Here is a 22,804-nt window from a genome sequence, read left to right on the forward strand (position 1 = left end):
CTTTGGAAAAAGGAGCGAATCAATGGCCTGAAAAACAGGCCCTGCGCCCATTCGACTAGGACATCGCGCTATTGATACAGGAGCGAATACGGGCTGCCTTTCCGCCCAATTGCAGCCCGGCAGCAGCCCGGCGCAGCCCGGCAGGATTCGCAAGGCCGCAAAAGCGCCCGGATCTGCGCTTTGCGCACCTGCGCACAGGCACCTAAATCGAGCCGTAGCTGTGCAGGCTGGTGATGAACATGTTCACGCCGATGAAGGCGAAGGTGGTGATGGCCAGGCCCGCCAGCGCCCACCAGGCGGCCACAGTGCCGCGCAGGCCCTTGATCAGGCGCATGTGCAGCCAGCTGGCGTAGTTGAGCCAGACGATGAGCGCCCAGGTTTCCTTGGGGTCCCAGCTCCAGTAGCCGCCCCAGGCATCGGCGGCCCAGAAAGCGCCCAGCACGGTGGCAATGGTGAAGAAGGCAAAGCCCACGGCGATGGCCTTGTACATCACGTCATCGAGCACCTCGAAGGAAGGCAGCCGCTGGGCAATGCGCTTGCGGCCCAGCACGATGAGGCCGACGATGGCGGCGGCCACGATGGTGTAGCCCAGCCAGTAGCCGCCGCCTGCGCCTTCTGCGCGCTGGCGGAAGGCCAGGGGCACAAAGCACACGGCCATGCCCAGCAGCCACATGGACGCGATGCGATGCCGCTGCTGCTCGCCGGCCTGCTGCTTGATGAGATAGGCGAAAGCGACCATGGCCGCCAGCGCGAAGGTGCCGTAGCCGATGAAATTGGCAGGCACGTGCAGCTTCATCCACCAGCTTTGCAGGGCGGGGATGAGCGGCTGGATCTGGTGCGCTTCGCGCACGAGCGTGTACCACAGCAAAAAGCCCACGGCGGCGCTGACCACGAGCATGACGAACGCGCCCAGCGCGCGCGTGCGGTATTGCTCCTCGTAGTACAGGTAAAAAAGCGTGGTCATCCAGCAGAACATGATGAAAACTTCATACAGGTTGCTGACCGGGATGTGGCCGATGCCCGCGCCGATGTGGTGGCTTTCGTACCAGCGCACCAGCGTGCCGGTGAGCGCCAGCGCCACGGCGCCCCAGGCCAGCTTGCTGCCCAGGCTTTCAAGAGAAGCCGCTGGCTGCCGGATGAACATGCCGGCCCAGTAAAAGACGGTGCTCATGAAAAAGAGCACGCTCATCCAGAGAATGGCCGACTGGCTGGACAGCAGGAATTTGAGCCAGAAGACGGTTTCGGCGCGGCCCAGGTCGCCCCCGTAGCTGGCAATGGCCAGCAGCGCCAGGCCGCCGCAGACGAGCATGAGGTGGCGCAGGGGCCGCCAGAACCAGCCCAGCCAGATGACGATGGGCAGCGTGGCCAGGAGGATGGCGGTTTCGTAGCCGTCCATGGCCTGCCGGTAGCGCCACAGGGCAAAGCCCGCGCCAGCGGCGGCGATGGCGGCAAACAGCCAGTCGCCCCAGGTGCGGCGGGCGAAATAGCCCGCGTCCGGCGCGGGCGCGGCGGCCAGGGCGGCGTTTTCCGGCGGCGTGGCCGCAGGGGCGGCGGAGGGTGTGGCGGCGGCGGTGTTCATCGTCAGGAAAGCGTGGTTGTGGGCTGCATGGCGGCACATGAGCTTGCCGGAAGTTGCAAAAGCCGCGCCTTGATTTGGGCAAATTCCCGGTCGGCGTCCAGCGTTTTGCGGTTGGATGAGAAGGCGGCCACGGCCTGCGCGCCCGGCCCGCTGGCAGCCGGAGCCAGCCAAATCCACAGGCGGCGATCGCGCACGTAGAGCATGCCGAAGATGCCGGCAATCAGCAGCAGGCAGCCCAGATAGACCACGGCCTGGCCGGGCGCGCGCGCCACTTGCATGACGCTGGCCTGCACGTGGGTGAAGTCTTTGAGTTCGAGCGTGAAGGCGGCGGGGTAGAGGTTCACGTCAGACAGCGCGACGGCCGCGTGCTGCACCCAGGCGATGGCTTGCGGGTCGTCTTCAGACAGGGGCTTTTGGCCGTGGGCCTCGCGCACGGCCTGGTTCAGCTCGAACAGCACGCCGTTGAGCAGGCGCAGCAGGGCCTGGGCGGCGGTTTCGCGCTCGGCAGGCGGCACGGCTTCTTCCACGAAATCGGCGATGGCTTGCAGCCCGCCAGGCTTGCGGCCCCGGATGGCGTCCACGCCCGCAAACAGCCCCAGCATGCGGCGGGCGGAGAGGGTGAGCTGCCCGGCCAGGCTGGCGCGCCCGCCTTCCAGGTTGCGCGCCACGTAGCGGGCCACGGCGGCTTCGCGCTGGCGGGCGTCTTGCAAGGCGGCGCGCAGGCGCGTGAAGCCTTGCAGCGACTGGTTTTCGTCGGCCGGAATGCGCAAATAGCGCATGGAGTCGCTGGCCGACAGGCGCACGCCCAGCAAAAAGACGCTGGGGCCGCCATCGCCCATGTCGATGGGCAGCATGTAGTTGTTGTATTCGCGGGCCTGCCCGGCGGCGTCGCGCAGGCGGTAGCTGAAGCTGGGGCCGACGTTGCGCAAATGGCGCTGCGTGACGGTTTTGTCAGCCGCGCCCAGGCGCTGCTCGATGGCGTGGGCCAGGCCGCGATCCGGCCCGGCGGGTGCAGCCATGCCGGGCTGCTCTTGCGCCACGTCTTCCACGTTCATGACGCGCAGCTCGCCCAGTTCCAGCGTCAGGCTTTCGCCCTGCACGTTCAGCGGCAGGCTGTCGCCCACGGTGCCTTGCAGCTCGGCTGGCGCGATGTCCGCTGCGCCCAGCGGAACCAGGGCCAGCTTCAGGCGCGAGCCGCCGTCGTCAAAACTGCTTTGGTAGATGCTGATGCCTTTGTGCTTGACGGGGTGGTTCACTTCCACGCGGGCCTCGCGCTTGCCGCCGCCTTCCTTGTCGTGAATCACGATGTCGCTGGCAAACAGGCGCGGCATGCCCGTGTCGTAATACTCAATGGTGAATTTCTTGAGTTCAATGGCAAATGGCAGCTCCTGCAAGAGCACGCCATCCGGCTGCGCCAGCACCACGGTGTCCGATGCCGTGCCTTCGGCGACCACCAGATTGCCCCGGAAAGCCGGGTTGGCGGGCGAGAGCCGGTGCTGCGGCCCCACTTGCGACACCAGCCCGCCGCCCGTATAGACCGACTTGCCGCCCAGCCAGGTTTGCGCGCGGATGAACAAGTCGCCATCCAGCAGCCCGCCCAGGCACACCAGCACGATGGCGCTGTGCGCGGCAATGTAGCCGAGCTTGTTGGCCGCCCCGGCTTTGGCCGCCACCATCCAGCCTTCGCCTTCGGGCGTTTCGCGTTTTTGCAGCCGCACGCGCCAGCCGCTGGCCGCCAGCGCCTGGCGGATGCGCTGCGCCTCCTGGGCGGGCGCGGCGGGCAGCGCGGCTTCGGCCTTGTAATGGAAGGCGCGCAGGCTTTGCACGCGGATGTCTTCCTTGAATGCTTTCAGATCGGCCAGCATCTTGGGCGCGTGCCGCGCGATGCACAGGCTGGTGCTGACCACCAGAAAAGCCAGAATCAGCAGAAACCACCAGGCGCTGTAAACCGCATTGAGCTTCAGCGCCATGAACAGCCCGGCCCAGAACGGCCCGAACTTGCTCACATAGCCAGCCATCGAGTCGTGCTGCTGAATCACGGTGCCAATGACCGAGGCAATGCAGATGACCGTGAGCAGCGCAATGGCAAAGCGCATGGATGACAGCAGCTCCGCCGCCTGCCGCAAGGCGGGCCAGCCGCGCCGCGCGGCAGGGCCTTCTGTGCTGGAGGTGCTCATGCAGGTGGTTTTCAAGGCAGACAAGAAACAGGCGGCAGCGAAAAGCTGCGCTCGGGAGCGGCGATTGTTGCCCGTTCGCCTTGGCCCGGCGGCTTGCTGCGTTTTTCTTTTTGTGCAGGCAAAAACGCGCCGCCAGCTTGCGGGTGCAAACTGGCGGCGCGCTCGTTGGCAAAAATCGCTGGTAAGACGGCCCGGCGCTTAATGCAGGCCGGCGATGTATTCGGCCACCGCCTTGATTTCGCGGTCATTCATCTTGCCCGCAATATCAGCCATGGACTGGTTGTTCTTGCGTGTGCCATCGCGGAACTGGTTCAGCTGCGCGATCGTGTAGTCGGAAAACTGGCCTGCCAGGCGCGGGTATTGCGCCGGAATGCCCGCGCCGTTGGGGCTGTGGCAGCCAGCGCAAGCGGGTATCTTGCGGTCGGCCACGCCGCCACGGTAAATGCGCTCGCCCAGCTGCGCCAGCTCCTTGTCGGCAGCGGCGCCTTGCGCGGGTTTTTGCGCCAGCAGCCAGGCGGCGATGTTGTGAATGTCTTCTTCCGACACGGCCTGTGCCATGCCTTCCATCACGGCGTTTTCGCGCGCGCCGCTGCGAAATTCCATCATTTGCTTGATGAAATAGTCGGGGTGCTGGTGCGCCAGCCGGGGCTGCGTGGGAATGTCAGCCACGCCAGCGCCGCCTTCGCCGTGGCAGGCCAGGCAGATGCCTGAATAAGACGCCTCGCCTTGCGCCAAATCAATCTTTTGCGGCGAAGCAGCAGGAGCGGCGGCGGCAGGAGCCTGTTCGGCGGCGGCAGCGGGCGCTTCGGTGGCGGGCGCTTGCTCGGCGGGCGCCTCGGCAGCAGTCCCTTCGGCAGCGTGCGCGCAAGCCGCAATCAAGGCGGCTGCGAGGAAGAAGGCGGGCGACTTCATGTGGGTATCGTCTTGATGGTTATGGAAAAAACTGCACCAGGCCGGGAATGCCCTGATACAGATGCGGCGAATTCTACAATGCCCGCCCCATGCCGCTTACCCCCTCTTACACGCGCGAGAAAAACCCTCTTGACACCGCCAGCGCCCTTGCGCTTGGCTGGCTGCACACGGCGCGTTTTCTCACCACGGCCGCCCAGCTGCACCAGCTGCCCGCGCTGCAAGTGCCTGAAATCGCCTTCGTGGGCCGCTCCAACGCGGGCAAGTCCACGGCCATCAATACGCTGACGCAGCAAAACCGCCTGGCCTTCGCTTCCAAAACGCCGGGGCGCACCCAGCACATCAATCTGTTCGCCCTGGGCCGCCGGGGCCAGACCGATGCCGTGCTGGCCGATTTGCCCGGCTATGGCTATGCCGCCGTGCCGCAGGCCGACAAGCTGCGCTGGCAGCAAGTCATGGTCAATTACCTGCTCACGCGCGCCAATCTGGCGGCGGTGGTCATGCTTTGCGATCCGCGCCACGGCATCAAGGAACTGGACGAGGCGCTGCTGGAGGTCATTCGCCCGCGCGTGGAGCAGGGCCTGCCTTTTCTGGTGCTGCTGACCAAGGCCGACAAGCTCAACCGCAGCGAGCAGGCCAAGGCGCTGTCCATCGCCCGCTTGCAAGCGGGCGGCGGCGATGTGATGCTTTTTTCTGCCCTCAAGCGCCAGGGCGTGGCCGAAGCCGCCTGCTGGCTGCGCGCGCGGGTGGAGCAGGCTGGCGGGCCAGAACAGGCTTTGGCCTGAGAGCAGGTTTTGAGGCGCTTGTCATCTGCTCACGGCCCGCTCATGAGGCGGACGAAGCGGGAGCAGCAGTCTGGGCGGCGCAGGCGCGGCCGATGAATGGAGCTGCGCCAGGCAAGGCGGTGTCTCCAATCGAATTTTGCTTGCCAGGAATATCGAAAACAGGAGCGAATTCAATGGGGGTAAAACACCCTATCGCGCAGATTCCACTAGGACGTCATGCTATTGATAGAGGAGCAAATCAGCGCGATGAAAAGAGTGGCGCAGTGGCGCCGCACATTCGGCGCTGCGCGCCTGGCCTTGCGCGTTTGCCGTTCAGTTCCGCTCGCCGGGCTGCCTGGCCGCCTGCGGTGCGCCCGCTTCAGCCCGCTTTTTTTGCGCCCACGGGCTGCTCCGCCCGGGTGAAATCAGTGTTGGCCGCCGCGCCTTCCGAAAACGGCGGCTGGCCGCAGGCTACAGGGTCAGCAGCACGGAACCCCAGGTAAAGCCGCCGCCCACGCCTTCGAGCAGGGCGGTTTGGCCGGGGCGGACTTGGCCGCTGCGCACGGCGTGGTCCAGCGCCAGCGGAATGGAAGCGGCAGAGGTGTTGCCGTGCTCTTGCAGGGTGACGATGATTTTTTCGGGCGGCAGGCCGAGCTTTCTGGCCGTGCCTTGCATGATGCGCAAATTGGCTTGGTGGGGAATGAGCCAGTCCACGTCAGCGGCGGTTTTGCCAGCTTTTTCCAGCACGGCGCGGGCGGTTTTGTCGAGCAGGCTGACGGCGAGCTTGAAAACGGCCTGCCCGTCCATGTGCAGCAGGGGCGTGCCCAGCGCGTGGCCGCCGCTGACGTGGCCGGGCACGCAAAGGATGTCCACATGCCTGCCGTCGGCGTGCAAGTCGGTGGCGAGGATGCCGGGGGTGTCGCTGGCTTCAAGCACCACGGCGCCCGCGCCGTCGCCAAAGAGCACGCAGGTGGTGCGGTCGTTGAAGTCGAGGATGCGGCTGAATACTTCCGCGCCAATGACCAGGGCGCGCCGCGCGCCGCCGGCGCGGATCATGGCGTCGGCCACGGTGAGGGCGTAGATGAAGCCGCTGCACACGGCCTGCACGTCGAAGGCGGGGCTGCCCGCAATGCCCAGCTGGCGCTGCACGATGGCGGCGGTGGCGGGAAACACCATGTCGGGCGTGGAGGTGGCGACGATGAGCAGATCAATGTCTTGCGGCTGCGCGCCTGCGGCTTGCATGGCCGCTTGCGCGGCGGGCACGGCCAGCTGGCTGGCGGGGGTTGCAGGGTCGGCAAAGTGGCGGGCGCGGATGCCGGTGCGCTCGGTGATCCAGGCGTCTGAAGTCTCAATGCCGCGCGCGGCCAGCTCGGCCGCCAGTTCGTCGTTGGAGACGCGGCGCGCGGGCAGAAAGCTGCCTGTGCCGGTGATGCGGGTGTAGCGTGTCATGAAAAATGTCTCCAAAAAACACGCCGCCCAAGAGGGCGGCGTTTTCAGTTTGTCGTGGTGACGGCCGGCTGGGGGGCGGCGCAGGCCAGCAGCGGCGCGGCGCGCGTGATGCGCTCCTGCACGCGGCCCAGCAGTCCGTGGCGGGCCGCATCATACGCGCGGGTCATGGCGCAGCAGAACGCGAATTCATCAGCGCCGCCGTGGCTCTTGAAGACCAGGCCGCGCAGCCCCAGCAGGGCCGCACCGTTGTGGCGGCGCGGGTCGATGCGCTTTTTCAGCGCGCCCAGCACGGGCATGGCCGCCAGCGCGGCCAGTTTGGTGAGCAGGTTGCGCGAGAACTCTTCGCGCAGAAAGCCCGCAATCATGCTGGCCAGCCCTTCGGTGGTTTTCAGCGCCACGTTGCCCACGAAGCCGTCGCATACCACGATGTCGGTGGTGCCCTTGAAGGTGTCGTTGCCCTCCACATTGCCGTAAAAGTTGATCACGCCGGTTTGCGCGGCCTGGCGCAGCAGCTCGCCAGCGCGCTTGATTTCTTCGCTGCCCTTGATGGCTTCTTCACCGATGTTGAGCAGGCCTACGAGCGGGTCGGGCTTGCCGCTCAGGGCTGAAACCAGGGCCGATCCCAGCACGGCAAATTGCAGCAGGTGCTCGGCGGTGCAGTCCACGTTGGCGCCCAGATCGAGCATGGTGGTGGCGCCGCCCTTGCTGTTGGGCATGGGGTAGGCGATGGCGGGGCGGTCAATGCCTTCAGCGGTTTTCAGCACGTAGCGGGCAATGGCCATGAGCGCACCTGTATTGCCGGCGGACAGGGCCACGTCGGCCTGGCCGCCTTTCACCTGCTCGATGGCCACCCGCATGGACGAGTCTTTTTTGCGCCGCAGGGCTACTTCCACAGGGTCGTCCATGCTCACGATTTCGCTGGCGGGCACCACGCGCGCACGGGGATGCGCAAAACCCGCCAGCGCCTCGGGCTGCCCCACCAGCAGCAGGCTGGCGTCGTCATGCTGCTTCAGAAACTGGCGGCAGGCTGGCAGCGTGACTTGCGTGCCGTGGTCGCCGCCCATGCAATCAATGGCCAGAATGGTCATATGTGTAAGCCTTGATTCGGGAGAGAACTTGTTACTGTAATCTTTCCGCTGTCGTATTCCGCAAGAAATACCGTTCCAACGTCCGTTATTCCCTGAGTTTTCAATTCAGCCAGCAGCCAATTTTCATCTTTATCAATCATTTCCAGTGTGGCTGGCTGAATGCTGCCGTCAGTAATCAACGGATATTTCGGATTTTCCTCGCCAAAAGACGTGATGATGAGCTGCCCGTCCTGCTCAAGAATGGCCTGCTTGACATCTTTGACCGCATAAATGCCCTGCATACGCAGCTTGAAGGATAAATCATTTGCCGAGATGCCTGCCTTGCGCGCCGCGTCTACATCGATTTTGCCGCGTGAAATCAACATGACAGGTTGCCCGTCCACCCATCTCTTGACCCAATTATTATGTTTTTTCAGCCAACGCAGCGATAAAACCGCCGCAAACCAAATGGCCAAAATCAACATGAATACAGGGATGGAAATATCAGTATTGTAGATGACACCACCGACAATACCGCCAAGCACATAGTTCTGCACCTGGTCGCTGGCCGAAGCGGGCGCAAGATTGCCCTTTCCGGTCAAATTAATCACCAGCACAAGCGCCAATAGGCCCAAGATGAGTTTGACTGCAACGATTATGTAAAACATCAGCGTATGACTCTTAGAAATAGCATTTTTGGCGGGCGCGGTTCAGGTTGGATCTGTACTTGCGTCCCCATGAATTGCCAGCAGAATTGTACCCAACAATATTAATGCACATCTTCCCAATTTGTTCCCACACCAGCTTCAGCCACCAGCGGCGCTTTCGATATCCCCGCATCCACCTTCGCCATCATCTGCGGCAGTTTTTCTTTTACCCAATCCAGTTCGGCTTCGGGTACTTCCAGCACCAGTTTGGCCGGTCGGATTCTCGAATCCGACGACTTTGGGATGGCAGTGGCTTAAATATCCGGCCTGCTGCTGGCTAATCCTTCTTGATCGGCGGATTGGCATTAATCGGCAACGACGAGCGGGAAACTTTAGTATTTGGGTAATGCTTCCGCATCAAATGCTGAAACGCTTCCGCCTTGCGCCCTTTCCCGCTTTTTTCGTAATTTGTCCCCAAAATCACTTCATCCACAATATCGCGCGCATCAGCATAAGGCAGATAGATAGATTGCGTAGTTTCGCAATATTCGATTTTGTTTGAACCGATTTTTTCGATTTTTAGCAAGCGAAACTCTTCTTCATCGCGGAATGCAAAATCTTTAAACAGATAGCGGATATATTCCAAAGGATAGCGAATATATTCCAAAGCTTCTCTGTCTTCATCATTGATATTGGATTTTTCCTTGAAAAAATCAATTAACTGCTTCAATGCTTTTTCAAGCTCGTCGATGCGAAAATCATGCCAACTTGAATTTTTTCCTACAGGCTCTAATTGAATGCCGAATTTTTGATCATCCTCACTCGGTAACCATATTCTACATTTATCTCCAGCAAGATATTCATCTTTATAAGCAATATAAGCTACTTGATAAAGCGGTAGGTTTACATCTTCCAAATCTGCATCAGATATATCTGCTTCTACCGGCTGTTCCCTCGAATATTCATCCCCTTTTTTTGCCATGCTACGGAATGAGACGGAAACATCGGGCTCTTTCAACCAATTCCCATCTTTATTAAATACCAAACAACAGCCCGATGCCTCAACACCATTTTCTTTGCCATACAGACGGAACTGGTTCAAATCGTTTATACGGCTGGAAAAGCAGGCAAAAAAAGCATTATGGTCAGGGCAATCGACTTTGTTTTCCAATTCTAAATCCTGAAGATTTAGCAGCTCTAATAAGCCCTCTCCTTCTGTTGGATCGTTCATATAGGTGGAGCTGCTGATTCTCATTGGAGTGGCCTGCTGCTTGTCAACTGGATCCTTTTCTTTATTATTAACATCATTTTTATCATGAACAATGCCGAATAATTTCTCGCATGCGGAAGGTGAAGTATAATGGGCAAGTGGAGTTGAGTCCAATTCAATGGGTGGAATATTTAAAACCGCTAAAATGGCAGAAATAGCGCTTGTTAAATTTTCTTTGTTATCCTTAAATAGGTTGTCTTCAAATAGTTTTTTCTGTATTTCCTGTTTTTTCTATTCAAAATATATTCCCCATTTTTTTCGAACTAATGGTGGTAAGTGCTTAAAAAAATCTAGCCGTTTTTGAAAATATTTATTGTCCTGTTCGGGTAACTTAGCTGCTGCTTCTTTTTCTGCCTTTATGGCCTGTCTGAAATAACAACGGCCTAGCAAAAATTGGGCATTGTCTTGTTGCCGGAGACGGCCTTGTTCATCTGTCAGCTGTTCGATAAGCCGTAATTGAGATTGGTAATGTTCAACTGCCTGTCCAAACAAATGTTCAGAAGCCTCTTCTTCGGCTCTCATCGCCTGCTCTAAATAGCAACGGCCTAACCAAGATTGGGCATTGATTTGCTTTTGAATGCTGTTTTGCTTGTCTTCCAACTGTTTGGCAAGCCTCAGTTGCTGTTGGTGGCGTTTAATTGCAAGTCCAAACAAATGTTTAGAAGCCTCTTCTTCGGCTTTCATCGCCTGTTCAAAATAGCAACGGCCTAGCCAATGTTGGGCACTGATCTGTTCCTGAATACCGTTTTCGTCCCCCAGCTGTTTAGCAAGTCTCAATTGCTGTTGGCGGTGTTTAACTGCCTGTCCAAATAAATGTTCCGCATCCTTTCCTTTAGCTTGCTTGGCCTGCTCTAAATAGCAGCGGCCTAGCCAAGCCTCGGCATAGATCTGTCCCTGAATACCGTTTTCGCCCTCCAACTGTTCGGCAAGCCTCAATTGCTGTTGGTGGTGTTCAATTGCCTGTTCAAACAACCGTGTAGAAGCCTCACCTTTGGCTTTCATCGCCTGCTCAAAATAGCAACGGCCTAGCCAAGATTGGGCATAGATCTGTCCCTGAATACCGTTTTCGCCCTCCAACTGTTCGGCAAGCCTCAATTGCTGTTGGTGGTGTTCAATTGCCTGTTCAAACAACCGTGTAGAAGCCTCACCTTTGGCTTTCATCGCCTGCTCAAAATAGCAACGGCCTAGCCAAGATTGGGCATAGATCTGTTCCTGAATACCGTTTTCGCCCCCCAACTGTTCGGCAAGCCTCAATTGTTGTTGGTGGTGTTCAATTGCCTGTTCAAACAACCGTGTAGAAGCCTCTCCTTTGGTTTTCATTGCCTGCTCAAAATAGCAACGGCCTAGCCAAAACTGAATATCATTTCGCTCCTGAATCTGGCTATCTTTATTTTCAATTTTTCCTGAAGCCTGACTCAGTTTCGTAATTGCTTCATCAAATTTTTTATTCTTGAATAAACTTACGCCTTCTTTAATTAAATTTAGGATGTTCATCGTTTTATCCCCTTCTTGAAACAATCTCTTGAATACTACATAATCTCAATGCGCTTTTCCACAATTCATGCTCACGCCGACCTCTTCTATCAGCGGCGCTTTCAATATCCCTTCATTCACTTTCGCCATCATCTGTGACCGTTTTTCTTTGACTAAATCCAGTTTGGCTTCGGGCGCTTCCAGCACCAGTTCGTCATGCGCCTGCATGATTAGCTTGCTTTTCAGGCCGTCTGAAAGCCAGCGGGACACGTCTGTCATGGCGCGTTTGATGAGGTCGGATGCAGTGCCTTGCATGGGGGCGTTGATGGCGGCGCGTTCGGCTCCGGCGCGGGCGTTGGCGTTTTTGTTGCGGATGTCGGGCAGGTAGAGGCGGCGGCCGGACGGGTTCTCGACGAAGCCTTGGACTGCGGCTTGTTCTTTGGTGCGCTGCATGTATTCGGCAACGCCAAGGTGCGGGCGAAGTAGCGGGCGATGAAGGTTTTGGCGGACAGGCTGCCTATACCCAGCGACTTGGCGAGGCCGTATTGGCCCATGCCGTCAATCAAGCCGCGAAGTTGATGGTTTTGGTTGAGTTTGGCCGTGAGGGGCGAAAGCTCGGGAATCGGAGTGGGCTGCAAGGTGCAAACCGCAGACGGGCCTTGGGGGCGGTGAAGACGTGCAACGCCGCAGGCTGCCCGAGGCCGGGTTTTTCACACCCGCCGACAGACTTTGAACAGGTTCCAAGAGGCCCGCGCCATAAAACGCCGGTTCCATGAACAACGAAGGCCCGGAGGCTACGCAGATCAGGCGTAGTGCCGGGCCTTTGGGATGACGGGAGCGCCGCTGGCAGCCTGATTTCTGCTGCCGGAAAGACTCGCCTCAGTCTTGCGACTTGGGCTTGATGACCTGGCGGCCACGGTAAAAGCCGTTGGGGCTGATGTGGTGGCGCAGGTGAATTTCGCCCGTGGTGGGTTCTTCTGCAATGCCGGGGGCGGTGAGGGCATTGTGCGAGCGGTGCATTCCGCGCTTGGAAGGCGATTTTTTGTTCTGTTGAACAGCCATGATGGCTCCTTGTGAAACTGCCGCTAGCGCGGCGCGGGCGGCAGAGCGTGAAAGAGATGGAAAAACGAGCTGGCACCGAGATGCCAAAGCGGCGGATTATAGCCAGCTCACGCTTTCGCGCCATTGGCAGGGCCGCTCTCGCCGCCGTCCTTGAGCGCGGCCAACGCGGCAAACGGGCTGGGGCGGCGGGCCGCCGCGTCAAAGCCTTCGGACTGGGCCGACATGGGCACGTGTTCCGGGCAGGCGTTGGCGTGGCGCGGCGTCAGCGGCAGCGCCATCAGCAGCTCGTCTTCAATCAGGGCGTGCAGATTCAGCCGGGGCGCGAGCGCCAGCACATCCACGTCTTCGGCCTGTTCGTCCAGCCGGGCTGCGGCTTCTTCGCTGGCGGCGAAAGCAAAGCGCCGGTCCACCGTCACGGGCGTGCGCACGCTGCCCAGGCACAGCTGGCAGGCCAGAGGCAGCTCGGCCTGCGCTTGCAGGTGCAGGGCGGGCAGCACGCCCGCGCCAGGCAGCGCCAGCCGCAGACCACGGGCCAGCCAGCGCACCTGCACGCCTTCCGGCGCGGGCAGGCAGTCTTGCGCCAGGCGCGGGTATTGCTCCAGCGGGCTGACGCCCTGCAGGCGGCTGGCCGTGGCCGAGAAAGAGGCCACGTCAAGGGATTCGGGGGCGTAGTCGGATTGCATCGGGCGAGTGTAGGGCGGGCGGCCCGCGTTCCGCGCTGGCCGGGAATGGCGTTCATTTTCGGTCAGCTTACGCTACTTGATTGATAGCAATATGTCCTAGTGAAATGTGCGCAGGGCGGTATTTTAGAGTCATAAATTTGCTCCTGTTTTTGATGTAGGCAGCCGTCCTAGACAATCGCGCCTTCGCTTCTTCGCAAAAGGACTTTCCGGATCATGACCCGCCAGTATTTCGGCACCGACGGCATACGCGGCACGGTGGGGCAGCCGCCCATCACGCCTGATTTCGTGCTGCGCCTGGGGCACGCCGTGGGCCGCGTGCTCAAGCGCCAGTCACAAAGCGCACAAGGCCAGTCAGGCAGCCCGCTCGTGCTCATTGGCAAAGACACGCGCATTTCCGGCTACATGCTGGAAAGCGCGCTCGAATCGGGCCTGAACTCCGCTGGCGTGGGCGCGCTGCTGCTCGGCCCCGTGCCCACGCCCGCCGTGGCCTACCTCACGCGGGCGCAGCGCGCCAGCCTGGGCGTGGTCATCAGCGCCAGCCACAACCGCTACGCCGACAACGGCATCAAGTTTTTCAGCGCCGATGGCGCCAAGCTGCCCGACGAATGGGAGCAGCAAGTGGAAGCGGCGCTGCAAGAAGCCCCGCAATGGGTGGAATCGGCCGCGCTGGGCCGCTCGCGCCGGCTGGACGACGCGGCGGGCCGCTACATCGAGTTCTGCAAAAGCACTTTCGGCGCAGATTTGAGTTTGCGCGGGCTGAAGATCATGGTGGACGCCGCCCACGGCGCGGCCTACCAGATCGCCCCTGCCGTTTTTCACGAGCTGGGGGCCGAAGTCATCGCCATTGGCAACCAGCCCGACGGCCTGAACATCAACGACGGCGTGGGCGCCACGCATCCGCAGGCCTTGCAGCAGGCCGTGCGCCAGCATGGCGCGCACATTGGCATTGCGCTGGATGGCGACGCCGACCGCCTGCAAATGGTGGACGGAAACGGGCGCCTTTACACCGGCGACGAGCTGCTTTACCTCCTGGCGCTGCACCGGCTGGAGCAAGGCGCGCCCCTGGCGGGCGTGGTGGGCACACTCATGACCAACATGGCCGTGGAACTGGCGCTGCAACAGCGCGGCCTGCAACTCGTGCGCGCGAAAGTGGGCGACCGCTACGTGCTCGAAGAACTGATGGCGCGCCGCTGGCCGCTGGGCGGCGAAGGATCGGGCCACCTGCTCGTGCTGGACAAGCACACCACGGGCGACGGCATCGTCAGCGCCTTGCAAGTGCTCCACGCGCTGGTGCAAACGGGCCGCACGCTGGCCGAGGCGCTGGCAGGCGTGCAGCTTTTCCCGCAGCCGCTCATCAACGTGCGCCTGGCCCCCGGCCAAGACTGGCAAAACAACCCCCGCCTGCAACAGGCCACGCGCGCCGCCGAAGCCGAATTGGGCCGCGCGGGCCGCGTGCTCATTCGCGCCAGCGGCACCGAACCGCTGGTGCGCGTGATGGTCGAGTGCCCCGATGCCGCCCAGGCCCAGCGCCTGGCCCAGTCGCTGGCCGATGCCTTGCGGGCGGGCTGAAAGCCCGTAGCTGGCGCGGCTTTGGGCGCTATGCGGCGTTGCGAATCTTCGCCGGGCAACCCAAGCCCGTCCGTGGTTTAAGCCTTGCAGCCCATCCCAATCCGCTTCTTCACGCTCCTTCACCCCTTGCAGGCCAAACTTCTGAACAGAATTTCCCTGCGCAATCAACAGCCCTGAACGGCGGCCGTAGTGGCGTATTTGAGCCAGACGTTCACGGCGTGCGCCTGAAAAGCCGCTGCGCGATGCGCAGCGCCACCAGCAGGGAAAGCACCGGCACCGACAGCGTGTACCACCACTGCGGCAGGCCCAGGCCAGGGGAAGTCACGCCGGTTTCGTAGTCGTCCCAGAACATCAGCGCCCCCTGCCAGGCCAGCACGCCAAACACCGCCAGCGCGCACAGCAAGGCGAAGCGCCGCTGCCAGCGCCGCCAGCGCGGCGGCAACTTGTCCGCCAGAAAAGTGATGGCCAGGTGATGCCCGCGCGTGAACGCCGTGGCCGCGCCCACGAAGGTGAGCGCCACCAGCAGAAACACCGAGAACTCTTCCGTGAACGCCAGCGAAATGCTGCTGAGGTAGCGCGTGAGCACATTTGCCAGCGTGATCAGGCACAGCGCCGCCATGATGGCTGCGGCCACCGCCTCCTCCACATGAAAAGGGCGCGGCGGGCGCGCCGCCGGGCCGTCTGCCTCTGGCGCAACAGGCGGCATATCGGGCGGCATATTGGCGGGCGGCATGGCGGGCGATTGCGTTTGCCTTTCGCTCATGGCCAGCCCTTACTGGCGCGAAGCGGCCACCGCCTGCTGCGCCTTGCGCACCAGGTCAGCGCCAATCACGGGCGTCCACTTCTCGATCACCGGCTGCGTGGCGCGCGCGAAGGCTTGCTGCTCCCCGGGCGTGAGCACCGTCACCTTCGCGCCAGCGGCGGCGGCCTCTTTCAGCAGCGCGTCGTCGCTGCCCGTCACGCCCTTGCGGGCATCGGCGATTTCAGCCCTGGCCGCCTCAATGGCCGCCTCGCGCACGATTTTCTGGTCTTCAGGCGACCAGCTCTTCCATGCTTTTTGCGAGACGGCGAAAACCAGCGGGTCATTCACGTAATTCCATTTGGTCAGGTATTTCTGATTCAGCCCCGTCATTTTGGCCGCCACGAAGATGGAAACCGGGTTTTCCTGCCCGTCCACCGCGCCGCTTTGCAGCGCCGGCTGCGCATCGGCAAATGACATTTGCGTGGGGTTGGCTCCCAGCGCCGCGTAAATGTCATTGAAAATGGGCGAGCCGACCGTGCGGAATTTCATGCCCTTCAAATCTTCCGGCTTGCGGATTTCACGCTTTGAATTGCTGATTTCACGCGCGCCATTTTCACCCCAGGCCAGCGGCACCACGCCGCGCTTTTCCACCAGCGCGAAAAGCGCCTTGCCCACTTCGCCGTCAATCAGCGCGTCAAACGCCTTTTCATCCGGCACCAGAAACGGCAGCAAAAACAGATTCAGCTCCTTGATGTGCGGCGCCCAGTTGATGACCGAGGACACATTGAAATCCAGCGCGCCCTGCCGCAGCGCCGTGAATTCGCGCGTGGTCTCGCCGCCCACCAGCGAAGAGCCGGGATACCACTTCACATGAATGCGCCCGTTCGTGCGCTCATTCACCAGCTTCGCCCACAGCTCGGCCCCGCGCCCCAGCGCAAAGGCATTGTTCACATTGGTGGACATCCGGTATTCCGGCTTGTACTGGCCTTGCGCCCACGCGGCGGGCGCGGCAGCCAGCGTGGCAGCAGCGGCCAAAGCAGTCATCAGGATTTTGAAAACGGGTTTCATAGGTGTTGCTCCAACAAGGAAAAGAGAGGGAAGAGGCCGTGCGGCATCAGGGCTGGAAACAGGATTGAGGGCAGTGCTGAAATCAGTGCCAAAAAGGCCGTTGGTCCCCGTGGAATCTGCGCGGGCAGCTATCAAATTTGAAGTGAATGGGGCTTTGCGCCAGCAATGCGCGGCCTCACCGCCGCAGCAGCGCACGGGCCGCTGCGGCCACTTTTTCCGCTCCCACGCGCGACTCGTCTTCCAGCGCAGGCGCGTAGCCCACGGGAATGCGGGGCGCGCCCAGGCGGGCGACTTTGGCGCCGGTGTGTTCAGCCACCGTGGCGGCCACTTCGGCGCCAAAGCCGGCAACCTGCACGGCCTCATGGGTGACGAGCACGCGGCCCGTGCGGGCGGCGGCTTCGAGCACGGCGCCCTGGTCCCAGGGCCAGAGGGTGCGCAAGTCCAGCACTTCGGCGTGTATGCCTTGCTGCGCCAGTTGCTGCGCGGCTTCTTGCGCCACAAGGGCCTGGCGCGACCAGGCGACGATGAGCAAGTCCTGCCCTTCGTGCAGGCGGGCGGCCTTGCCCAGCGGCACGGCATGGCCTGCGGGCACTTCGCCCTGGCGGCTCCAGAGTTCCTTGTGCTCCATGTAAACCACGGGGTCGCCGCTGGCCAGCGCCGCGTGCAGCAGGCCGTAGTTGTCGGCGGGCGTGGCGGGGGTGACGACGGTCAGGCCCGGTATGTGCGCGAACCACGCTTCCAGCGACTGCGAGTGCTGCGCGGCGGAGGCGCTCCACAGCCCGATGGGCATGCGCATGACAAGCGGCACGCGGCCCTGGCCGCCGAACATAAAGCGGTTTTTGGCGGCCTGGTTCACCACTTCGTCGATGGCGCACAGCGCGAAATCAACCACGCGCAGCTCCACCACGGGGCGCAGGCCTGCCAGGGCCATGCCCACGCCTGCGCCGACGATGGCGGCCTCCGAAATGGGCGTGTCCATGATGCGTTCGGGGCCAAAGCGTTTCACCAGCGGCTGGCCGTTCGGATCGTCCGGATCGCGGTACTGGCCGAACACGCCGCCCCGGCCCAGGTCTTCGCCCAAGGCGAGCACGCGCTCATCGGCCTGCATGGCTTCAGCCAGCGCCAGCGCGGCGGCCTGCGCGTAGGTGAGGGTGCGCGCTTGCGTCATTTCCAGACTCCTTCGCCGGTGTTGGCGATTTCCTGATAGGCCGCCTCGCGGGCGGGGAAAGGGGCGGCTTCGGCGGCGGCCAGGGCGGCGTCAATTTCGGCCCTGGCCTCGCGCTCGATGGCATCGGCCTGCGCGGCCAGGCCCTGCCGCTCCAGCGCGGCGCGGGCGCGGCGGATGGGGTCGTCCGCCAGGGCGCGCTCCACGTCCTGCGGCTTGCGGTAGGCGGCTTTATCGACGGAGACGTGGCCCTTTTGCCGCTCGGTCATGGCGTGCAGCAGGCGCGGGCCGCTGCCGCCGCGCACTTGGGCCATCAGGCGGCCCGCTTCGCGGCAGACGGCCTGCACGTCATTGCCGTCCACCTTCACGCCAGGCACGCCCAGCGCGGCGGCGCGCCCGCTCGCGCCTTCGCCGCCTGTCATGGGAGCCGATTCAGTGGTGGCGGAAATGCGGTTGTCCTCGCACACGAAGAGCACGGGCAGCCCGTACACCACGGCCCAGTTCAGCGCCTCCAGAAAGGGGCCGCGATTGATGGCCCCGTCGCCAAAAAAACTCACGGCCACCTCGCCCCGCCCGCGCCGCTTGAGCGCGTGCGCCGCGCCTGCCGCTATGGCCAGGCCCGCAGCCACCACGCCGTTGGCGCCCAGCATGCCCACGGAAAAATCGGCAATGTGCATGGAGCCGCCCTTGCCCTGGTTGTAGCCCGTGGCGCGGCCAAACAGCTCGGCCATCATGCGCGCCGGATCGGCCCCTTTGGCCAGCGTGTGGCCGTGGCCGCGATGGGTGGACGTGATGAGGTCCGAAGGGCGCAAATGCGCGCATACCCCCGCCGGCACGGCCTCCTGCCCCGTGGACAGATGCAGCGGCCCGCGCACCAGCGCCGGCTTGGCCGAGGCGCTCAGGCCCCAGGCCTGCACGCCGCCCTGGCTGGCCTCTTCGGCGGCATCTTCAAAAGCGCGTATGCGCACCATCGTGCGATACAGCGAAAGCAAATCGGTCATGAAAAAGACTTTGGTGGCAAAACGGCAAATTATCCTGGCCAGACCTGCCGCGCAAAGGGCCGCTTCAGACTGTTTGCTCATATGTTTATGGCCGCGCGGCAAGGCGGCCGGCCGGGGCCGCGCCTGCGTCGCAGCGGCTGATGAGCCGCCCGCGCGCTTTTTAACGCTTTTGCCGGAAAAGGCGTTTCTGAAAATGCATTCGCCCGGATTTGTGTTCTTGCAATAAATACTTGGCAAATATCTTTCCGTTTATGGCTGCGCGAATGAAATACAAATAAACCGCTCGCGCCGGAGGCATTCGCAATAGAATATTTCTCGAATAATGCAATTCACGCAAAACCATCCTTTCCACCCGCTTTGCTCCATCATGACTTACACCGTTTTGATTCCCGCCCGCCTGGCTTCCACGCGCCTGCCGAACAAACCTCTGGCTGATGTGGCGGGCAAGCCCCTGGTGGTGCGCGTGGCCGAGCGCGCCTTGCAAAGCCGTGCCGCACAAGTGGTGGTGGCGGCGGACGCGCCGGAAATCCTGGCCGCCTGCGCCGCGCACGGCGTGCGGGCCGTGGGCACCCGCGCCGGCCACCCCAGCGGCAGCGACCGGCTGGCCGAAGCCTGCGCTCTGCTGGGGCTGGATGGCGATGACGTGGTGGTGAACGTGCAAGGCGACGAGCCGCTGATCGACCCCGCGCTGATCGACGCCGTGGCCGCCCTGCTGCCCGCCATGCCCGCAGCGCAAATGGGCACCGCCGCGCATGCCATCGACAGCGTGGCCGATTTCGTGAACCCCAATGTGGTGAAAGTGGCAACCGACGCGCAGGGCCTGGCGCTGACCTTCAGCCGCGCCCCGCTGCCCTGGTGGCGCGATGGCTTTGCCAGCGGCATTCACGCGCTGCCGCAGCCTGCGCCGCTGCGCCACATTGGCATCTACAGCTACCGGGCGGCGTTTCTGCGCGGTTTTCCGCAAATGCCGCCCGCGCCCATTGAGCAGACGGAATCGCTGGAGCAATTGCGCGCGCTCTGGCACGGCCACCGCATTGCCGTGCACGTGGCCGCCAGCGCGCCCGGCGCGGGAGTGGACACGCCAGAAGACCTGGCCCGCGTGCGGGCCGTTTTCGCGCGCCAGCCGCAGGAGCAGCGCGGCTGACGGATGAAGCGGAGCTTTCAGCGCGGCCCCGCCCGCCGACAGTACGCCAAAAACAGGAGCAAATCCAGGGGGGTCGAAATACCGTCTCGCGCAATATCCACTAGGACATCATGCTATGGATATAAGAGCAAAAAACTGGTAAGTCTCTGCGGCCTGCCGGGCAAGAGCTTTCTTCAGAACCTGTTCACTGTCTGGGCGCGAGAGGCGCAAATCGGAGTCGGGGAGAGCGACAAGGCGCAAGCCGCAGCCCGGCGAGATGTTCGCAACGCCCACAAACGCTTGAGGCCGTGCTTTTCGTTCGCGCTTTTTGTGCTCACAAACAGACTGCGGATCAGGCTTGCGGGCTTTCAGTAGCGGTAGCTCACGCGCAGCCAGAAGGCGCGGCCCGGCTCGTTCAGGCGCGATAGCGGCTCGACCAGCGAGCGGGGCGTGCCTGGAGCGGCGCCTGCGGACAGATGCTCGCTGTATTGGCGGTTGAACAGGTTGTCGATGCCTGCGCTGAACGTCAGGCCGCGCTGGATTTGCCAGCTTGCGTCGAGCGACACCGTGGCATGGCCGGGCGTGGGGCCTTGGTCAAAGCCGTCCACGCCGCCCGTGCCGTAATCGATGTGCTTTTGGCGCATGGCCGCCAGCAGCTTCACGCCTGCCGACAGGCCGCCTTGCGCGTAGCGCGCCTCCAGCGTGGCCGTCAGCGGCGGGCGCTGGGGCAAGCGCTCAGAACTTGACCGAAGCCTGCACGTACACCGTGCGGGGCTGGCCAAGGTACAGGCCCTTGTTGTTGTCGTCGTAGGAGCGCGTGTAGAACGAGCGGTTGAAGAGGTTTTTCACGCCCACGTTCAGTTGCAGGTTCGAGAGCGCGCCGCCAAAGTCGTAGCCCGCGCGCAGGTGCCAGACGGCGTAGCCGGGAATGCGGCCCGTGCTGCCATCGGCGCTTGGCGCTGCGGTGTTGGCGTTGTCGGCGTATTGCGAAGACTGGAAGGCGCCTTCAAAGCCCAGTTTCAGCCCGCCTTGCTGGTAGCTCACGCCCAGCAGGCCCTTGTGGCGCGAGGAAAAGGGCACGCGGTGGCCCTTGTTGGGGCCGGCTTCGCGGATGCGCGCGTCCACATAGGCGTAGTTGCCATACAGCTGCACGCCTTGCAGGGCCGCGCCCCAGTGGCCAAGCCGGTAGGTGAAGCTGCCTTCCAGGCCCTGGTGGCGAGTTTTGCCGCGCGCAGTGACGCTGTTGGTGATCTGGCTGCTTTCGTACTGGTTGCTGAAGTTGATGAGAAACAGGCCCGCGTCGGCCTTGAGCGGCCCTTGCGCGTAGCGCACGCCCAGCTCCCAGGTGCGGGCTTTTTCGGGCGAAATGTCTTTGGCCTTGACGCGGTTGGGCATCTGGCTGTACTGCACGCTGCCGAAGGAGCCTTCGGTGTTGGCGTAGAGGCTGACGCCCTCGCGCAGCCAGTACATGACGTTCAGCGCGGGCAGCACGGCATGGTAGTTGCCACGGTAGGGGGTGCGGGTCAGGAGGTTGTCTTGCTGCTGGCGGATGCGCTCGTAGCGGATGCCTGGCGTGATGGTCCAGTGCTCGCCTAGGTCGATGCGGTCGTCCAGGCTGATGGCGTGCGCTTCGGTGCGGCCGCGCGTGTCGCGGTCATTGCGGCTGCGCTCGCTGGGCAGTGCGCCCGCGCCGATGTTCTCGCGGTAGCGCAGCTCGTGGCTGGCTTCGTTGATGTAGCGGTAGCCCATGCCGATTTCGTGGTGGCTGTTCAGGCCGGTGGAAAAGCCCTGGGCCAGGTGGCCTTCAATGCCGCGCACCCAGTAATAGCGCGGCGAGAGCGAAACAAAGCGCCCCTGGTCCAGAAAGCCGCTGCGCAGGGTTTTGGTGAAAAAGGTGTTCACGCTGGCTTTGCGCTGGCCCTGTTCGTGCTGGTAGCCGGCAGCGGCCAGGGTGCGGCGGCCCCAGAAGCCGTCCAGCGGGCGGGTGGACTGGTAGGGGTCCTGGCGGAAGTTCGCAGCCGTGAGGCCGCCGGGCATTTCGGCGCGGCCTTCGTAGTGCTGAACCGTGGCGTAAACGGCGTGGGCGGGCTTGATTTGGTAGCGCCCTTTGAGGATGACGTCGTCAATGTGCGTCTGGCTGTGCTCGCGCCAGTCGCTGCCGCGCGTGCCGGAATACAGCAGCGCCATGCCCAGGCCATTGGCAGCGGTGCCGCCCAGCATGAGGTTGGCGGTTTTCTTGGGTGAAGATTGCGTGGAAGACGGGCTGGATTGCAGCTGCACGCTGGCATCGCCCGCGAAAGGCTTTTCAGGAATGCGGCGGGTCACGAAATTGATGATGCCGCCCACGTTCTGCGGGCCGTAGCGCACGGCGCCGCCGCCGCGCACCACGTCCACGGCGTCCATCAGGCCCAGCGAAACGGGGCCGAAAGACATTTGCGGCTGGCCATAGGGCGCGTAAGGCACGGGAATGCCGTCCATCAGCAAGGTGGAGCGGCTGGCCAGGCGCGGATTGAGGCCGCGAATGCCGATGTTCAGCGCCATGTCGTGGCTGCCCGTGCCGTTGTTTTCCGGCGCATGGACGCCGGGAATGCGGTTGAGCGCCTCGCGTACGGTGGTCAGCCCTTCTTGCTGCATTTCGGCGCGGCGAATCACATTGCGCGCGCCCGGGTGGTTTTGCACGTTGCGCTCTTCGGCGTTGCCCAGCCAGTCGCCCACTGCCTTGACCGTGACGGCCTGGAGCGTGTTGCCAGCTTCGCCGTCGCCGGCTTCATCGACGGCATCAGACGGGGCGGATTGCACGGATTGCACGGATTGCACGGATTGCACGGACTGCTGCGCCTGGGCGGCATGGCAGGCCAGCGCGGCAGCCAGCGCCACGGCGCAGGCCCAAAAAGGGGGTCGGTTTTGCATGAAGGGATTCCTTGGGAGGATTTGGGAAAAGGCGCTTTTCCTGCGCCGGGCGGCCCCGCCGGGCGTCATTCGCATGCCATCTGTTGCAAATGAAAAGAAGCCGCAAAAAATGAGGGGCGGCGGAGTCTATATGCAAATGAATGTGA

Annotated in this window: 22 protein-coding genes; 4 read left to right on the top strand and 18 right to left on the bottom strand. The window is 62.5% G+C overall.

What is annotated here, in order from left to right; translation table 11 throughout:
• Positions 1–202 precede the first annotated feature (202 nt).
• The 3 genes from ccsB to ADJ79_RS08350 all read right to left on the bottom strand — a co-directional run bounded on the left by ccsB (position 203) and on the right by ADJ79_RS08350 (position 4,668).
• Positions 203–1,579 carry a c-type cytochrome biogenesis protein CcsB gene (gene ccsB / locus ADJ79_RS08340; RefSeq protein WP_082203210.1) on the bottom strand — a complete coding sequence of 459 codons (1,377 nt, stop codon included), beginning with the start codon at positions 1,577–1,579 and terminating at the stop codon, positions 203–205.
• A gap of 2 nt (positions 1,580–1,581) precedes the next feature.
• Positions 1,582–3,756 (bottom strand): cytochrome c biogenesis protein ResB, encoded by a 2,175-nt coding sequence (locus ADJ79_RS08345; RefSeq protein ID WP_050716515.1) that lies wholly within the window; start codon positions 3,754–3,756, stop codon positions 1,582–1,584.
• A gap of 198 nt (positions 3,757–3,954) precedes the next feature.
• Positions 3,955–4,668, bottom strand: a complete 714-nt coding sequence (locus tag ADJ79_RS08350) for a cytochrome c (protein ID WP_082203211.1) — start codon at positions 4,666–4,668, stop codon at positions 3,955–3,957.
• An 89-nt stretch (positions 4,669–4,757) separates the two neighbouring features.
• Here ADJ79_RS08350 and yihA point away from each other — a divergent pair, with 89 nt between their 5' ends.
• A complete protein-coding gene (gene yihA / locus ADJ79_RS08355; protein WP_050715570.1) occupies positions 4,758–5,450 on the top strand; it encodes a ribosome biogenesis GTP-binding protein YihA/YsxC in 693 nt (230 codons plus the stop codon).
• Between the two features lie 450 nt (positions 5,451–5,900).
• Here yihA and ADJ79_RS08360 read toward each other — a convergent pair whose 3' ends face one another.
• From ADJ79_RS08360 to ADJ79_RS08395, 9 genes are all read right to left on the bottom strand, one after another.
• Entirely contained in the window at positions 5,901–6,878 is a 978-nt protein-coding gene (locus ADJ79_RS08360) for a beta-ketoacyl-ACP synthase III (protein WP_050715571.1), read from the bottom strand.
• Positions 6,879–6,922: 44 nt separating this feature from the next.
• On the bottom strand, positions 6,923–7,966 hold the full coding sequence (gene plsX, locus ADJ79_RS08365) for a phosphate acyltransferase PlsX (protein ID WP_050715572.1): 1,044 nt from the start codon (positions 7,964–7,966) through the stop codon (positions 6,923–6,925).
• A complete protein-coding gene (locus ADJ79_RS08370; protein WP_050715573.1) occupies positions 7,963–8,613 on the bottom strand; it encodes a DUF421 domain-containing protein in 651 nt (216 codons plus the stop codon). The genes plsX and ADJ79_RS08370 overlap by 4 nt, the downstream gene beginning before the upstream one ends.
• Positions 8,614–8,714: 101 nt before the next feature.
• Positions 8,715–8,855: a hypothetical protein gene (locus ADJ79_RS14275; RefSeq protein WP_156304098.1), complete on the bottom strand. Its 141-nt coding sequence runs from the start codon at positions 8,853–8,855 to the stop codon at positions 8,715–8,717.
• Positions 8,856–8,929: 74 nt separating this feature from the next.
• On the bottom strand, positions 8,930–9,976 hold the full coding sequence (locus tag ADJ79_RS15215) for a hypothetical protein (RefSeq protein ID WP_216597111.1): 1,047 nt from the start codon (positions 9,974–9,976) through the stop codon (positions 8,930–8,932).
• Positions 9,977–10,093: 117 nt separating this feature from the next.
• Positions 10,094–11,356, bottom strand: a complete 1,263-nt coding sequence (locus ADJ79_RS15220) for a hypothetical protein (RefSeq protein WP_156304099.1) — start codon at positions 11,354–11,356, stop codon at positions 10,094–10,096.
• A gap of 45 nt (positions 11,357–11,401) precedes the next feature.
• Positions 11,402–11,881: a DNA polymerase gene (locus ADJ79_RS08385; protein WP_256381523.1), complete on the bottom strand. Its 480-nt coding sequence runs from the start codon at positions 11,879–11,881 to the stop codon at positions 11,402–11,404.
• Positions 11,882–12,214: 333 nt separating this feature from the next.
• Positions 12,215–12,397: a 50S ribosomal protein L32 gene (gene rpmF / locus ADJ79_RS08390; protein WP_050715576.1), complete on the bottom strand. Its 183-nt coding sequence runs from the start codon at positions 12,395–12,397 to the stop codon at positions 12,215–12,217.
• 107 nt (positions 12,398–12,504) lie between these two features.
• Complete coding sequence (locus tag ADJ79_RS08395) at positions 12,505–13,080, bottom strand: DUF177 domain-containing protein (RefSeq protein ID WP_050715577.1); 576 nt, start codon at positions 13,078–13,080, stop codon at positions 12,505–12,507.
• Positions 13,081–13,293: 213 nt separating this feature from the next.
• On the opposite strand from ADJ79_RS08395, the gene glmM reads away from it, so the two are divergent.
• The gene (glmM, locus tag ADJ79_RS08400; RefSeq protein ID WP_050715578.1) at positions 13,294–14,649 is read left to right on the top strand and encodes a phosphoglucosamine mutase; all 1,356 of its coding nucleotides are present in this window, start codon (positions 13,294–13,296) and stop codon (positions 14,647–14,649) included.
• Between the two features lie 211 nt (positions 14,650–14,860).
• Here glmM and ADJ79_RS08405 read toward each other — a convergent pair whose 3' ends face one another.
• The 4 genes from ADJ79_RS08405 to ADJ79_RS08420 all read right to left on the bottom strand — a co-directional run bounded on the left by ADJ79_RS08405 (position 14,861) and on the right by ADJ79_RS08420 (position 18,625).
• A complete protein-coding gene (locus ADJ79_RS08405; RefSeq protein WP_216597112.1) occupies positions 14,861–15,412 on the bottom strand; it encodes a TRAP transporter small permease in 552 nt (183 codons plus the stop codon).
• Positions 15,413–15,421: 9 nt separating this feature from the next.
• Entirely contained in the window at positions 15,422–16,459 is a 1,038-nt protein-coding gene (locus ADJ79_RS08410) for a DctP family TRAP transporter solute-binding subunit (RefSeq protein ID WP_050715579.1), read from the bottom strand.
• Between the two features lie 175 nt (positions 16,460–16,634).
• Positions 16,635–17,627, bottom strand: coding sequence for an alpha-ketoacid dehydrogenase subunit beta (locus ADJ79_RS08415; RefSeq protein ID WP_050715580.1), 993 nt, complete (start codon positions 17,625–17,627; stop codon positions 16,635–16,637).
• Positions 17,624–18,625 (bottom strand): thiamine pyrophosphate-dependent dehydrogenase E1 component subunit alpha, encoded by a 1,002-nt coding sequence (locus ADJ79_RS08420; RefSeq protein WP_050715581.1) that lies wholly within the window; start codon positions 18,623–18,625, stop codon positions 17,624–17,626. The genes ADJ79_RS08415 and ADJ79_RS08420 overlap by 4 nt, the downstream gene beginning before the upstream one ends.
• On the opposite strand from ADJ79_RS08420, the gene ADJ79_RS08425 reads away from it, so the two are divergent.
• The gene (locus tag ADJ79_RS08425; RefSeq protein WP_050715582.1) at positions 18,624–18,851 is read left to right on the top strand and encodes a hypothetical protein; all 228 of its coding nucleotides are present in this window, start codon (positions 18,624–18,626) and stop codon (positions 18,849–18,851) included. The genes ADJ79_RS08420 and ADJ79_RS08425 overlap by 2 nt on opposite strands.
• Before the next feature lie 141 nt (positions 18,852–18,992).
• Positions 18,993–19,769 carry a 3-deoxy-manno-octulosonate cytidylyltransferase gene (kdsB, locus tag ADJ79_RS08430; protein WP_050716519.1) on the top strand — a complete coding sequence of 259 codons (777 nt, stop codon included), beginning with the start codon at positions 18,993–18,995 and terminating at the stop codon, positions 19,767–19,769.
• Between the two features lie 347 nt (positions 19,770–20,116).
• Here kdsB and ADJ79_RS08440 read toward each other — a convergent pair whose 3' ends face one another.
• Both ADJ79_RS08440 and fecA read right to left on the bottom strand, forming a co-directional pair.
• Positions 20,117–20,479, bottom strand: a complete 363-nt coding sequence (locus ADJ79_RS08440; RefSeq protein ID WP_050715584.1) for a TonB-dependent receptor domain-containing protein — start codon at positions 20,477–20,479, stop codon at positions 20,117–20,119.
• A gap of 4 nt (positions 20,480–20,483) precedes the next feature.
• Positions 20,484–22,658: a TonB-dependent Fe(3+) dicitrate receptor FecA gene (gene fecA, locus ADJ79_RS08445; RefSeq protein WP_305809690.1), complete on the bottom strand. Its 2,175-nt coding sequence runs from the start codon at positions 22,656–22,658 to the stop codon at positions 20,484–20,486.
• Between the last annotated feature and the right edge of the window lie 146 nt (positions 22,659–22,804).

The organism is Ottowia sp. oral taxon 894 (assembly GCF_001262075.1).
Lineage (GTDB): Bacteria > Pseudomonadota > Gammaproteobacteria > Burkholderiales > Burkholderiaceae_C > Ottowia > Ottowia massiliensis.

Excerpts from the sequence above, each read along its gene's own strand:
- ccsB (WP_082203210.1), bottom strand. The coding sequence starts at position 1,579 with ATGAACACCGCCGCCGCCACACCCTCCGCCGCCCCTGCGGCCACGCCG.
- ADJ79_RS08345 (WP_050716515.1), bottom strand. The coding sequence starts at position 3,756 with ATGAGCACCTCCAGCACAGAAGGCCCTGCCGCGCGGCGCGGCTGGCCC.
- ADJ79_RS08350 (WP_082203211.1), bottom strand. The coding sequence starts at position 4,668 with ATGAAGTCGCCCGCCTTCTTCCTCGCAGCCGCCTTGATTGCGGCTTGC.
- yihA (WP_050715570.1), top strand. The coding sequence starts at position 4,758 with ATGCCGCTTACCCCCTCTTACACGCGCGAGAAAAACCCTCTTGACACC.
- ADJ79_RS08360 (WP_050715571.1), bottom strand. The coding sequence starts at position 6,878 with ATGACACGCTACACCCGCATCACCGGCACAGGCAGCTTTCTGCCCGCG.
- plsX (WP_050715572.1), bottom strand. The coding sequence starts at position 7,966 with ATGACCATTCTGGCCATTGATTGCATGGGCGGCGACCACGGCACGCAA.
- ADJ79_RS08370 (WP_050715573.1), bottom strand. The coding sequence starts at position 8,613 with ATGTTTTACATAATCGTTGCAGTCAAACTCATCTTGGGCCTATTGGCG.
- ADJ79_RS15220 (WP_156304099.1), bottom strand. The coding sequence starts at position 11,356 with ATGAACATCCTAAATTTAATTAAAGAAGGCGTAAGTTTATTCAAGAAT.
- rpmF (WP_050715576.1), bottom strand. The coding sequence starts at position 12,397 with ATGGCTGTTCAACAGAACAAAAAATCGCCTTCCAAGCGCGGAATGCAC.
- ADJ79_RS08395 (WP_050715577.1), bottom strand. The coding sequence starts at position 13,080 with ATGCAATCCGACTACGCCCCCGAATCCCTTGACGTGGCCTCTTTCTCG.
- glmM (WP_050715578.1), top strand. The coding sequence starts at position 13,294 with ATGACCCGCCAGTATTTCGGCACCGACGGCATACGCGGCACGGTGGGG.
- ADJ79_RS08405 (WP_216597112.1), bottom strand. The coding sequence starts at position 15,412 with ATGAGCGAAAGGCAAACGCAATCGCCCGCCATGCCGCCCGCCAATATG.
- ADJ79_RS08410 (WP_050715579.1), bottom strand. The coding sequence starts at position 16,459 with ATGAAACCCGTTTTCAAAATCCTGATGACTGCTTTGGCCGCTGCTGCC.
- ADJ79_RS08415 (WP_050715580.1), bottom strand. The coding sequence starts at position 17,627 with ATGACGCAAGCGCGCACCCTCACCTACGCGCAGGCCGCCGCGCTGGCG.
- ADJ79_RS08425 (WP_050715582.1), top strand. The coding sequence starts at position 18,624 with ATGAAAAAGACTTTGGTGGCAAAACGGCAAATTATCCTGGCCAGACCT.
- ADJ79_RS08420 (WP_050715581.1), bottom strand. The coding sequence starts at position 18,625 with ATGACCGATTTGCTTTCGCTGTATCGCACGATGGTGCGCATACGCGCT.
- kdsB (WP_050716519.1), top strand. The coding sequence starts at position 18,993 with ATGACTTACACCGTTTTGATTCCCGCCCGCCTGGCTTCCACGCGCCTG.
- fecA (WP_305809690.1), bottom strand. The coding sequence starts at position 22,658 with ATGCAAAACCGACCCCCTTTTTGGGCCTGCGCCGTGGCGCTGGCTGCC.